The 12,374-nt window shown below is 66.8% G+C and carries 10 protein-coding genes; 8 read left to right on the top strand and 2 right to left on the bottom strand.

Annotation, left to right across the window (positions count from 1 at the left end; genetic code table 11):
* Positions 1-301: 301 nt before the first annotated feature.
* On the top strand, positions 302-3,568 hold the full coding sequence (gene icmF / locus ACZ5PP_RS08530; protein ID WP_043743878.1) for a fused isobutyryl-CoA mutase/GTPase IcmF: 3,267 nt from the start codon (positions 302-304) through the stop codon (positions 3,566-3,568).
* Between the two features lie 157 nt (positions 3,569-3,725).
* Positions 3,726-4,136 carry a DUF2721 domain-containing protein gene (locus tag ACZ5PP_RS08525; protein ID WP_004298372.1) on the top strand — a complete coding sequence of 137 codons (411 nt, stop codon included), beginning with the start codon at positions 3,726-3,728 and terminating at the stop codon, positions 4,134-4,136.
* A 39-nt stretch (positions 4,137-4,175) separates the two neighbouring features.
* Here the strand turns inward: ACZ5PP_RS08525 and ACZ5PP_RS08520 are convergent, their stop codons facing one another.
* Positions 4,176-5,300, bottom strand: coding sequence for a peptidoglycan -binding protein (locus ACZ5PP_RS08520; RefSeq protein WP_004298373.1), 1,125 nt, complete (start codon positions 5,298-5,300; stop codon positions 4,176-4,178).
* A 3-nt stretch (positions 5,301-5,303) separates the two neighbouring features.
* The gene (locus ACZ5PP_RS08515; RefSeq protein ID WP_043743872.1) at positions 5,304-6,383 is read right to left on the bottom strand and encodes a hypothetical protein; all 1,080 of its coding nucleotides are present in this window, start codon (positions 6,381-6,383) and stop codon (positions 5,304-5,306) included.
* Positions 6,384-6,580: 197 nt separating this feature from the next.
* Here ACZ5PP_RS08515 and ACZ5PP_RS08510 point away from each other — a divergent pair, with 197 nt between their 5' ends.
* The 6 genes from ACZ5PP_RS08510 to ACZ5PP_RS08485 all read left to right on the top strand — a co-directional run bounded on the left by ACZ5PP_RS08510 (position 6,581) and on the right by ACZ5PP_RS08485 (position 12,368).
* Positions 6,581-7,846, top strand: a complete 1,266-nt coding sequence (locus tag ACZ5PP_RS08510) for a signal protein (RefSeq protein ID WP_261788997.1) — start codon at positions 6,581-6,583, stop codon at positions 7,844-7,846.
* Between the two features lie 43 nt (positions 7,847-7,889).
* A complete protein-coding gene (locus ACZ5PP_RS08505; RefSeq protein ID WP_231570696.1) occupies positions 7,890-8,279 on the top strand; it encodes a hypothetical protein in 390 nt (129 codons plus the stop codon).
* Entirely contained in the window at positions 8,269-8,412 is a 144-nt protein-coding gene (locus ACZ5PP_RS08500; protein WP_156147806.1) for a hypothetical protein, read from the top strand. Before ACZ5PP_RS08505 ends, ACZ5PP_RS08500 begins: the two co-directional genes overlap by 11 nt.
* A 192-nt stretch (positions 8,413-8,604) precedes the next feature.
* On the top strand, positions 8,605-10,590 hold the full coding sequence (locus tag ACZ5PP_RS08495; protein WP_012585925.1) for an AMP-dependent synthetase/ligase: 1,986 nt from the start codon (positions 8,605-8,607) through the stop codon (positions 10,588-10,590).
* An 11-nt stretch (positions 10,591-10,601) separates the two neighbouring features.
* Positions 10,602-11,426 (top strand): ABC transporter ATP-binding protein, encoded by an 825-nt coding sequence (locus tag ACZ5PP_RS08490; protein ID WP_012585924.1) that lies wholly within the window; start codon positions 10,602-10,604, stop codon positions 11,424-11,426.
* Between the two features lie 12 nt (positions 11,427-11,438).
* Entirely contained in the window at positions 11,439-12,368 is a 930-nt protein-coding gene (locus ACZ5PP_RS08485) for a branched-chain amino acid ABC transporter permease (protein ID WP_004298379.1), read from the top strand.
* The last annotated feature ends 6 nt before the right edge of the window (positions 12,369-12,374 follow it).

Genomic DNA, 12,374 nt, shown 5'->3' with positions numbered 1-12,374 from the left:
GGCTTGGGTGGAGGGATCGAGCCGGCGCTGCGCAGAGGCTTCGCGACGCTGCGCTGTGCAGGCGCGGCACACGTTGCGATTTCCGCATCCGGTGCCTGCCGTCGTCATCGTCCGTGGTAGCGCTGCAATCGCGACTTGCGTCGCTCCCACGGGAAAGCGGCAACCGGCAAGCCGCCGAGCGCGCCATCGGTTGCTCGATTTGGCGGATTTTGCACGATCCTCGTCGGCAAGCGCAATGGCAAAGGCGTGAAGACCCTTCTAATATTGCAGGGATGTTCACACCCACCTGGAGACGAACGACATGACCGATCTGAGCGTTGCGCACAAGCTGTCGCCCTACAAGCCGAAGAACAAGGTGCGTTTCGTCACCGCTGCCGCGCTGTTCGACGGCCATGACGCGTCCATCAACATCATGCGCCGCATCCTGCAGTCGACCGGCTCCGAGGTCATCCACCTCGGTCACAACCGCTCGGTCGGCGAGATCGTCAATGCGGCGCTGCAGGAGGACGTGCAGGGCATCGCGATCACCTCCTACCAGGGTGGTCACGTCGAGTTCTTCAAGTACATGATCGACCTGCTGCGCGCCAACGGCGGCGAGAACATCAAGGTCTTCGGCGGCGGTGGCGGCGTGATCGTGCCGGCCGAGATCAAGGAACTCCACGAGTACGGCGTCACCCACATCTTCTCGCCCGAAGACGGCGCCAAGATGGGCCTTCAGGGCATGATCAACAGCGTCGTCGAGCGCTGCGACGTCGACGTCGCCAAGGCCGCGCCGCAGAAGGCCGATGCGGTGCTCAAGGCGCTCGCCGCCGGCGATCGCCGCGCGCTCGCGCAGATCATCACCGCGCTGGAGAACGGCGGCTACGGCGACGAGGTCAAGAAGGCGCTGATCGAGGCCGCGGCCAAGACCAAGGTGCCGACGCTCGGCATCACCGGCACCGGCGGCGCGGGCAAGTCCTCGCTGACCGACGAGCTGGTGCGCCGCTTCCGCCTCGACCAGGACGACAAGCTCAAGCTCGCCATCGTCTCCATCGACCCCTCGCGCAAGCGCACCGGCGGCGCGCTGCTCGGCGACCGCATCCGCATGAACGCGATCGAGCACGCCAACATCTACATGCGCTCGCTCGCCACCCGCGACACCGGCTCGGAAGTCTCCGCCGCGCTGCCCGAAGTCATCGCCGCGTGCAAGCTCGCGGGCTTCGACCTCGTCATCGTCGAGACCTCCGGCATCGGCCAGGGCAACGCCGCGATCGTGCCCTTCGTCGATCTGTCGCTGTACGTCATGACCCCGGAGTTCGGTGCCGCCAGCCAGCTCGAGAAGATCGACATGCTCGACTTCGCCGACTTCGTCGCCATCAACAAGTTCGACCGCAAGGGCGCGCTGGACGCGCTGCGCGACGTTGCCAAGCAGTACCAGCGCAACCGCGAGCTGTTCAACCAGCGCCCCGAAGAGATGCCGGTGTTCGGCACCATGGCCGCGCGCTTCAACGACGACGGCGTCACCGCGCTCTATCAGGCCGTGCTGCCGGCGCTCGTCGGCAAGGGCCTCAAGGTCGCCAAGAGCAAGCTGCCGGTGGTCAAGGTGCGCGCCTCGTCCGAAGGTCGCGCCATCGTCCCCGCCGACCGCACGCGCTACCTCGCCGAGATCGCCGACACCGTGCGCGGCTACCACAAGCACATCGAGCAGCAGGCTCGCGTCGCGCGCGAGCGCCAGTCGCTGAAGATCGCCAAGGGCCTCTTCGAGCAGTGCGGCAAGGACGCGGGCTCGTTCGCGGAACTCATCGACTGGAAGGACGGCGAGCTCACCCCGGCCGCGAAGAAGCTGCTCGACATGTGGCCGAAGACGCGCGAGCTCTACGCCGCCGACGAGTACGTGGTGAAGATCCGCGACAAGGAGATCCGCACCCAGCTCACCAGCACCTCGCTGTCGGGCAGCAAGATCCGCAAGGTGGCGCTGCCCAACTTCGAGGACGCGGGCGAGACGCTCAAGTTCCTGATGAAGGAGAACGTTCCCGGCTCCTTCCCCTACACCGCCGGCGTGTTCGCGTTCAAGCGCGAGGGCGAGGACCCCACCCGCATGTTCGCGGGCGAGGGCGATGCCTTCCGCACCAATCGCCGCTTCAAGAAGGTCTCCGAGGGCATGCCGGCGCACCGCCTGTCCACCGCCTTCGACTCGGTCACCCTGTACGGCTGCGACCCCGACCTGCGTCCGGACATCTACGGCAAGATCGGCAACTCCGGCGTGTCGATCGCCACGCTCGACGACATGAAGGTGCTCTACGACGGCTTCGACCTGTGCTGCCCGACCACCTCGGTGTCGATGACCATCAACGGCCCGGCGCCGATCATCCTCGCCTTCTTCTTCAACACCGCGCTCGACCAGCAGGTGGCCAAGTTCAAGGCCGACAACGGCCGTGATCCCACCGAGGACGAGCTGCAGAAGATCAAGGAATGGACGCTGTCGACCGTGCGCGGCACCGTGCAGGCCGACATCCTGAAGGAAGACCAGGGCCAGAACACCTGCATCTTCAGTACCGAGTTCGCGCTCAAGATGATGGGCGACATCCAGGAGTACTTCGTCCATCACGACGTGAAGAACTTCTATTCGGTGTCGATCTCCGGCTATCACATCGCCGAAGCCGGCGCCAACCCGATCAGCCAGCTCGCCTTCACGCTGTCGAACGGCTTCACCTACGTGGAGTCCTACCTCGCGCGCGGCATGCACATCGACGACTTCGCGCCCAACCTGTCCTTCTTCTTCAGCAACGGCATGGACCCCGAGTACTCGGTTATCGGCCGCGTCGCCCGTCGCATCTGGGCGGTGGCGATGAAGAACAAGTACGGCGCCAACGAGCGCAGCCAGAAGCTGAAGTACCACGTGCAGACCTCCGGCCGCTCGCTGCACGCGCAGGAGATGGACTTCAACGACATCCGCACCACGCTGCAGGCGCTGATCGCGATCTACGACAACTGCAACTCGCTGCATACCAACGCCTACGACGAAGCGATCACCACGCCGACCGAGGAGTCCGTGCGGCGTGCGATGGCGATCCAGCTCATCATCAACCGCGAGTGGGGCCTGGCCAAGAACGAGAACCCCAACCAGGGCGCCTTCATCATCGAGGAGCTCACCGACCTCGTCGAGGAAGCCGTGTTGAAGGAGTTCGAGGCCATCGCGTCGCGTGGCGGCGTGCTCGGTGCCATGGAAACCGGCTACCAGCGCGGCAAGATCCAGGAGGAGTCGCTCTACTACGAGCACAAGAAGCACGACGGCTCCTACCCGATCATCGGCGTGAACACCTTCCTCAATCCGAAGGGCCAGGCGCAGCAGGAGATCGAGCTCGCCCGTTCGACCGAGGAGGAGAAGCAGGGCCAGTTGAAGCGCCTTGCCGACTTCCACGCCCGCAACAAGGACCAGGCGCCCAAGTGGCAGGCCAAGCTGCAGCAGGCCGTCATCGACAACACCAACGTGTTCGAGGTGCTGGTCGATGCGGTGCGCTACTGCTCGCTGGGGCAGATCACCGAGGCGCTGTACAAGGTGGGCGGGCAGTACCGCCGCAGCATGTAATCACGCTGCAATCGCGACTCGCGTCGCTCCTACGGAAAACCTCCGCGCTTCGGGAGGTGGCGGAAGGAGCAACGCGAGTCGCGATATGTGGGAGCGACGCAAGTCGCGATCGTGCGGTGTGTGACAATGGCGGCCGTCCCCGAACGCGCCCGCAGCCATGAACCTCACCACCCCCGCCTTGCTCTTCCCGGCGATCTCGCTGCTGCTGCTCGCCTACACCAACCGCTTCCTCACGCTTGCCCAGGTGATCCGCCAGCTCAACGCCTCGCCCGATCGCGGCGCCGCGCTGGTGCAGTGCCAGCTCCCCGGGCTCAAGCGCCGGATCACCCTCACCCAGTACATGCAAGGCTTTGGCGTGCTGAGCTTCCTGCTCTGCGCGCTGTCCATGCTCGCGCTCTTCCTCGAGGCCGAGGTGGCCGGCAAATGGATGTTCGGCACCAGCATCGTGACGCTCGCGGTGTCGTTGGTGCTTTCGCTGGTCGAGGTGTTGTTGTCGACCGAGGCGCTGTCGCTGGTCGTCCGCGACCTGGAGCAGGCGAAGCGGGAAGGGGGGACGCCTTGCTCCTGACGTCGTGCCCCTGTGCGTCGCCTCCTGCGCGGCATCGCCTCACCGGCTTGTCAGCTTGAGCTCGATGCGGCGGTTGCGCGTGTAGGCTTCCTCGGTGCTGCGCGCATCGAGCGGGTGGAACTCCCCGTAGCCGGTCGCGGCCAGGCGCTCGGGCGGGATGCCCTGGCCGCGCAGGAACTTGACGATGGCGAGGGCGCGGGCGGTCGATAGCTCCCAGTTCGACGGGAAGCGGGCGGTGGCGATCGGGCGGCGGTCGGTGTGGCCGTCCACCTGCAGGACCCAGGGCAGGTCCTTGGGCATGTCGGCGGACAGCGTCTTCAGCGTCTCGGCCAGGCGGGTGAGCTGGACCATGCCGTCGGCGCTGACCTCGTCCGAGGCGGAGGCGAACAGCACCTCGCTGGAGAAGACGAAGCGGTCGCCGACGATCTGCACGTCCTTGCGCTTGCCGAGCACCTCCTGCAGGCGGCCGAAGAACTCGGAGCGGTAACGTGCGAGTTCCTTGACGCGGCCGGCAAGCGCCAGGTTGAGCTCGCGGCCGAGCTCCTCGAGCTTCAGATCCTTGTCCTTGGCCGCGAGCTTGGCGGCGTCGAGTGCCGCATTGAGCTGCTCGAGTTGCTCGCGCACCGCGGCGAGCTGGCGATTGAGCAACTCGACCTGGGCGATCGCGGCGGCGGACATCTCCTTGTGTTCCTTCAGGCCGCGCTCCGAGGTGTCGAGTGCGCTCGCCAGGCGGGCGGCCTCGGCCTCGAGCTCGGTCTTCAGGCGCTGCAGGGCCTCGATGTCGGCAACGATGCGGGTGGCCTCCTCGCGGCGGCTGCGCGCCTCGTCCTGGGCGGCGTGGAGCTCGTCGCGCGCGGCGAGCAGCTCGTTGCCGCGCGCTTCGCTCTCGCGCCGGGCGGCGCTCAGCGAGGCCGAGAGCTCGCCGACCTCGGCCTCCGCTCGTTGGCGCGCGCTCTGTTCCAGGCTCAGTGTCCTGGCGAGGGTGGCGAGCTCGGCCTCGAGCTGGGCGAGCGCGCGGTCGCGGCCGCTCACCGCGTCGGCGAGCACGAACTGGCCGATGACGAAGATCAGGATCACGAACACCATCACCATCAGCAGCGAGGCGAGGGCGTCGACGAAGCCGGGCCAGAAATCCAGCGGCCGGCGGCGCGCGAGTCGGGCCATGGCTCAGTCCGCCTTGCCGGCGCCGGCACCACCGAGCGCGGCGCCGATCGTGCGCGACAGCAGGCGCAACTCGGCGCGCAGGTCTTCGGTGAATTGCACGCCCTGGGCGGGCTGCTGGGCGAGCTGGCGCAGCAGCCCGCGCAGCTCGTCCTGGGTGGTGGACAGCGTGGACAGGTCGCGCGATTCGCGCCCGATGAGATCGGCCAGGCGGGTGAGCTGGGTGTTGAGCTCGCCGAGGTGCTCGGCGGTGGCGCGGCGCTCGCGCTCGGATTCCGCGGCCGAGCGCTGCATGCGCTCGATGCTTTCGGCGGTCTGCTCGAGCAGGGCCTGGACGTAGGCGGGCACGTTGCCCTCGCCCTCGGCGCCGACGCCGGAGGGCAGCTTGGTCATGTGCGAGAGCCAGTCCTCGAGCTCGTTGTAGAAGCGGTTCTGTGCATGGCCGGATTGCAGGTCGAGGAAGCCGACCACGAGCGAGCCGGCGAGGCCGAAGAGCGAGGTCGAGAAGCTCGTCGCCATGCCGCCGAGCGGCGCGTCGAGCTTGGCCTTGAGCGCCTCGAACATGGCGACGGGATCGCTGCCGACGCTCAGGCTGCCGATGATCTCGCCGATGGACCGGATGGTGGCGAGCAGGCCCCAGAAGGTGCCGAGCAGGCCGAGGAAGATCAGCAGGCCGATCAGGTAGCGCGAGAGGTCGCGCTGCTCCTCGAGGCGGATCTGCACGCCGTCGAGGATGGAGCGGGTGGAGGCCGGCGACAGGTGGGCCTGGCCGCGACGGCGGTTGGAGAGGACACGTGCCATCGGGGCGAGCAGCACCGGCTGCAGGCCGGTGGCCGAGCCGCCGCCGGCGCTGTGCTGAAATTCCTCGATCCACAGCACCTCACGCTGCAGCCGCCACACCTGGCGCAGATTGACTGCGATGCCGACCGCGAGGACGAAGAGGATCACGCCGTTGAATGCGGCGTTGGCGATGAAGGCGTGCTTGAGTTGCGGGACCAGGGCGGCGGCGAGCGCGGCGACGAGGGCGAGAAACACGGCCATCCAGGTCGTGACATGGACGGGTCTGGTGAAATCCTTGCGTTCCATCGGGTGTTTTTCCGGAGCTTTGGGTGACGAGTGCCCATTCGGGGTCGCGTGGCGACTGCGAGTCTAGCGCGAACCGCGTTAAATGGCGGAGTCGTGATCCATGTCATGGGATGAGGGGTGGTGGGCTCGCTATCTTCGAGCCTTTTGCTCACTCGGACCCGATCCGCGATCGGGAGAGGTGTTGCCCGGTGTCGACCGTGAGACCCGTTTGCATCGCCGCGATCGCGGCGATGAGCTTGTGCGCGACGAGCGCCGCCGCGCTGGCGGCAGGACGGCCTGTGCAGGCCGACGCCCCGCGCTGGAGCGCGAGCGGCTTCGGCACGCTCGGCGCCGCCTGGCACGACGAGGACGATACGCAGTTCCGCCGCAGCGTGGACCAGCATCGTGGCACGCGTGCGAACGAACTCGACTTCGGTGTCGACAGCTCGCTCGGCCTGCAGGTGCACGGTGCGTTGACGCCGCAGTGGTCGGTCATGGCGCAGGCGGTCATGAACCAGGGGCGCCACGGCGAGTGGGGACCGCACCTGGTATGGGGCTTCGTCAAGCACGTGCCCAGCGACTGGCTCGAACTGCGCGCCGGTCGCCTGGTCACCGATATCTACCTCGACGGCGACTCGCGCCACGTCGGCTACGCCTACACGCCGGTGAGGCCGTATGCCGACGTGTACGGCCGTCTGACCTATGACAACTTCGACGGCCTGGATGCGACCCTCCAGCACGCGCTCGGCGACGGCCTGCTGCGCTTCAAGCTGTTCGGCGGGCGTACGCGCGGCAGCGTGTTCCTGAACGGGATGGAGCATCCGGTGCCGATCGGCCGCAGCTTCGGCGTCACCCTGGACTGGATCGGGCCGGAACTGAGCCTGAAACTGTCCTGGGGCAACATGGTGTCCACGCGCAACGCCATCTATCGGGAGCTGCCGTTCACGCTGCGTCATCTCGCGAGCCTGGCCCCGGGGACGGAATTCGCAGGGCAGGCCGTGGCCCGTGCATCCGAGATCGCGGGGTCCAACCGGATCGGTTACCTGGGGGCGGCGCTCGGCTGGGAGCGCGGACCGTTCTCGCTGCAGCTCATGGCCACCGACATGTCGATGTCCGTGTACCCGCGCTTCGAAGGTTGGGGGGCGGGGGCGACCGCCGCCTATCGGGTCGGGCGCTGGAAGCCTTACCTTACCGGCTCGCGCAGCATCCTCGATCCTGTCGATCGGGCCCTCGACGTGCCGCCGGCGTTGGACCCCGCGGGCCAGCTGCGCGGTTTCTGGCAGACCGTCCACGGCTACACCCGCCACGACCAGACCACCATCGGCGTGGGCGTGCGCTATGACTTCGCCGACAACATGGCCTTGAAGCTGCAGTTCGATCGCATCGACGCGAAGCGTTCCTCCGCGCTGCTCGACGATCGTGGTTTCGTCACCGGCCCGCGCTCGCCGACGGTGTTTTCCGCAACGCTGGATTTCGTCTTCTGAGCGTCCGGCCATGCGAATCCATACGCTCGTCGCTGCGCTCCTCGTGCTGCTGCTCCCGACGCACGACGTGGCGGCCGAGGAACTCGTCCTCATCGTCAATCGCGACAGCGGCATCTCCGCCCTGAGTCGCGAGCAGGCCAGCCATCTCTTCCTCGGGCGCGTGAAGATGCTGCCTTCGGGGGCGCGCGCCAACGTGGTCGAAGTGGAACCGTTGCGCGCAAGCTTCTATCGCCGCCTGCTCGGGCGCGACATCGCCGAGATCAACGCGTACTGGGCGCGATTGCAGTTCTCCGGGCGGACACAACCGCCGCTGCGGGTCGCCGACAGCGCGGCCGCGATTTCGCGGGTCGCCCAGGATCCGGATGCGATCGCGTTCGTCGATCTCGTCCCCGACGATCCCCGCGCGCGGGTGGTGCTGCGCCTTGGTCCCTGAGCCCGCCGTCGGCCGGCTGGTGGGGGGCGGCATCGCCGCGATCGGTAGCGCCAAGCGGGTCGGGCGTGGCGTCACGCGCGGGATCGGCCGACAGGCCGGCAAGTCGCAGTACGGCTTCGCGTTCCCGGTCTGAGGGCCGGCCGCGGGTACGCAGGCGGCCTGCAACAATTCAGTACATTCCACAAACAGTTGCGCAAAAGTGGCTTGCCACACTCCAGCCTGAACTGGAACGGACGCGTTCGCGCGTCCCGCCCGGGCCCTGACAAAAAGCACCAGGGGCCCGGGTGCGGAGACAGACAGGACAAGACCAAAGGAGGAGTGTGGCATGGACACACGCACGAGCGCGTCCGAGCCCGGACAGGGCGGAGCAGGGCCGGATACCTTTCCGCGCTGGCTGATGCACCACGCCAAGGCGCGCCCCCAGCAGCCGGCGATGCGCGAGAAGGAATACGGCATCTGGCAGACCTATACCTGGGCGCAAGTGGCCGAGAACGTGCGCGCGATCGCCTGCGGGCTGGCGCAGCTCGGCTTCAAGCGCGGCGACCGCCTCGCGGTGGTGGGCGACAACCGCCCGCGGTTGTACTGGTCGGTGGCGGCCTGCCAGTGCCTGGGCGGCATCCCGGTGATGATGTACCAGGACGCGGTGGCCCAGGAGATGGCCTACGTGCTGCAGGACGCCGAGATCAAGTTCGCCGTGGTCGAGGACCAGGAGCAGGTGGACAAGATGGTCGAGATCCAGCCCGATGCGCCGCTGCTCGCGCATGTGATCTACGACGACCCCCGTGGCATGCGCCATTACACCCAGACCCTGCTGATGGGCCTGGACGAGCTGCAGGAGATGGGGCGCATCCACGACCGCAACCAGCCTGACTTCCTCGACGGCGAGATCGACAAGGGCGCCTCCGACGACATCTCGATCATGCTGTACACCTCGGGCACCACCGGCAAGCCCAAGGGCGTGTGCCAGACCCACGGCGCCTTCATCGCCGCGGCGCGCGGCGCGATCCAGTTCGACAAGCTCACCGACAAGGAGGACATCCTGTCCTACCTGCCGATGGCCTGGGTGGGCGACCACCTGTTCTCGTTCGCGCAGGCCACGGTGGCGGGCTTCACGATCAACTGCCCGGAGTCGGGCGAGACGGTGATGAACGATCTGCGCGAGATCGGACCCACCTATTACTTCGCCCCGCCGCGCGTGTTCGAGAACCTGCTGACCCAGGTGATGATCCGCATGGAAGACGCCGGCAGCCTCAAGCGCAAGATCTTCCATCACTTCATGGACGTGGCGCGGCGCTGCGGCGCCGACATCCTGGATGGCAAGCCGGTGTCGGGTGGCGATCGCTTCCAGTACTGGCTGGGCAACCTGCTGGTGTATGGGCCGCTGAAGAACGTGCTCGGCATGAGCCGCATCCGCGTGGCCTATACGGCCGGCGCGGCGATCGGGCCCGACCTGTTCCGCTTCTACCGCTCGATCGGCATCAACCTCAAGCAGCTCTACGGCCAGACCGAGACCTGCGCCTACGTGTGCCTGCAGCCCGACGGCGAGATCAAGCTGGATTCGGTCGGCAAGCCGGCACCCTTCGTCGAGGTCAAGCTCGCCGACAACGGCGAGATCCTGGTCAAGGGGCCGATGCTGCTCAAGGCCTACTACAAGCGCCCCGACGCGACCGCCGAGTCGATCAACGCCGATGGCTACTTCATGACCGGCGACGCCGGCTTCTTCGACGCCGACGGCCACCTGAAGATCATCGACCGTGCCAAGGACGTCGGCAAGATGGCCGACGGCACGATGTTCGCGCCCAACTACATCGAGAACAAGCTCAAGTTCTTCCAGCACATCAAGGAGGCGGTGACCTTCGGTGCCGGCAAGGAATTCGCTACCGCCTTCATCAACATCGACCTCGAGGCGGTGGGCAACTGGGCCGAGAAGAAGGGCATGGCCTACTCCGGCTACACCGACCTCGCCCAGCAGGCTGCGGTGTACGAGCTGATCCGCGACTGCGTCGAGAAGGTCAACGCCGACCTCGCCGCCGACCCCAACATGAGCGGCTCGCAGATCAAGCGCTTCCTGATCCTGCACAAGGAGCTCGACGCCGACGACGGCGAGCTCACGCGCACGCGCAAGGTACGGCGCAATTTCATCGCCGAGAAGTACGGCGTGCTGATCGAGGCGATGTTCGAAGGCCGCAAGACCCAGTTCATCGAGACCCAGGTCAAGTACGAGGACGGCCGCACCGGCAAGGTCTCGGCCGACCTGCGCATCGAGGAGGTGAAGACCTTCGCGCCGCAGGCCGGCAAGCGCGCGGCCTGAGGGGACGAAGAATGGACATGACCGACATGAATTCCGCTGCCACCACCACGCCTTCGGGCCGTCGCCAGGGCGAGGTCATCCTCGACCTGCAGAACATCTCGCTGCGCTTCGGCGGTGTAAAGGCGCTGACCGACATCAGCTTCAACATCCGCGAGCATGAGGTGCGCGCCATCATCGGCCCCAACGGCGCGGGCAAGAGCTCGATGCTCAACGTGATCAACGGCGTGTATCACCCGCAGGAAGGCAGGATCATGTTCCGCGGGCAGCAGCGCCAGAAGATGGAGCCGCACATGGCGGCCCAGCAGGGCATCGCGCGCACCTTCCAGAACATCGCGCTGTTCAAGGGCATGAGCGTGCTCGACAACATCATGACCGGGCGCAATCTCAAGATGAAGTGCAACCTCTTCCAGCAGGCGCTGTGGCTCGGCCCGGCGCTGCGCGAGGAGATCGCCCACCGCGAGAAGGTCGAGGAGATCGTCGACTTCCTCGAGATCCAGCACATCCGCAAGACCCCGGTGGGCGCGCTGCCCTACGGCCTGCAGAAGCGCGTCGACCTCGGCCGCGCGCTGGCGATGGAGCCGCAGATCCTGCTCCTCGACGAGCCGATGGCGGGCATGAACGTCGAGGAAAAGCAGGACATGTGCCGCTTCATCCTCGACATCAGCGACCAGTTCGGCACCACGATCGTGCTCATCGAGCACGACATGGGCGTGGTGATGGACATCTCCGACCGCGTCGTGGTGCTCGATTACGGCAAGAAGATCGGCGACGGCACACCCGACGAGGTGCGCAACAACCAGGATGTCATCAACGCCTATCTCGGCAGCGGGCATTGAGCGGAGCGAGTCATGGCATTTTTCATTGAAACGATGTTGGGCGGGCTGATGACCGGCATGCTGTATTCGCTGGTGGCCCTGGGCTTCGTGCTCATCTTCAAGGCCTCGGGCGTGTTCAACTTCGCCCAGGGCGCGATGGTGCTGGTCGCCGCGCTGGCGATGGCGCGCTTCTCCGAGTGGAGCAACGCCGCACTGGGCGGCGACAGCCTCTTCCTCGCCAACGTGATCGGCATCGTCGGCGCCGGCGCGGTGATGTTTGTGGTGGCCTGGGCGGTGGAGCGCTTCGTGCTGCGCAAGCTGGTGAACCAGGAGGGCGCCACGCTGCTGATGGTCACGCTGGGCATCGCCTACGTGCTCGAGGGCCTCGGCCAGACCTTCTTCGGCAGCGAGATCTACTCGATCGACGTCGGCATGCCCAAGGATCCGGTGATCATGTTCGAAGGCCTCTTCGAGGGCGGCGTGCTGATCAACAAGGAAGACTTCATCGCAGCGGCGCTCGCTGCCGTGCTGGTCGCCGGGCTCACGGTGTTCTTCCAGAAGACCGCGATCGGCCGCGCGCTGCGCGCGGTGGCCGACGACCACCAGGCCGCGCAATCGGTGGGCATCCCGCTCAACAAGACCTGGGTGATCGTGTGGTGCGTGGCCGGCCTGGTGGCCCTGGTGGCCGGCATCATCTGGGGCTCGAAGATGGGCGTGCAGTTCTCGCTCGTCACCGTGGCGCTGCGCGCGCTGCCGGTGGTGATCCTCGGCGGCCTGACCTCGGTGCCGGGCGCGATCGTCGGCGGCCTCATCATCGGCGTCGGCGAGAAGCTCTCCGAGGTCTATCTCGGACCCTACGTCGGCGGCGGCATCGAGATCTGGTTCGCCTACGTGATGGCGTTGATCGTGCTGCTGTTCCGGCCGCAGGGCCTGTTCGGCGAAAAGATCATCAACCGCGTCTGACCGGGA

The sequence above is a fragment of the Thauera sp. DNT-1 genome, assembly GCF_055393985.1.
Note: the sequence above shows the minus strand (reverse complement) of the source record. Positions and strands in the feature narration are given on the sequence as shown.

Bases quoted from the DNA above. Each gene is read 5' to 3' on its own strand.
- icmF (WP_043743878.1), top strand. From the start codon at position 302: ATGACCGATCTGAGCGTTGCGCACAAGCTGTCGCCCTACAAGCCGAAG.
- ACZ5PP_RS08495 (WP_012585925.1), top strand. From the start codon at position 8,605: ATGGACACACGCACGAGCGCGTCCGAGCCCGGACAGGGCGGAGCAGGG.
- ACZ5PP_RS08520 (WP_004298373.1), bottom strand. From the start codon at position 5,300: ATGGCCCGACTCGCGCGCCGCCGGCCGCTGGATTTCTGGCCCGGCTTC.
- ACZ5PP_RS08515 (WP_043743872.1), bottom strand. From the start codon at position 6,383: ATGGAACGCAAGGATTTCACCAGACCCGTCCATGTCACGACCTGGATG.
- ACZ5PP_RS08490 (WP_012585924.1), top strand. From the start codon at position 10,602: ATGGACATGACCGACATGAATTCCGCTGCCACCACCACGCCTTCGGGC.
- ACZ5PP_RS08525 (WP_004298372.1), top strand. From the start codon at position 3,726: ATGAACCTCACCACCCCCGCCTTGCTCTTCCCGGCGATCTCGCTGCTG.
- ACZ5PP_RS08485 (WP_004298379.1), top strand. From the start codon at position 11,439: ATGGCATTTTTCATTGAAACGATGTTGGGCGGGCTGATGACCGGCATG.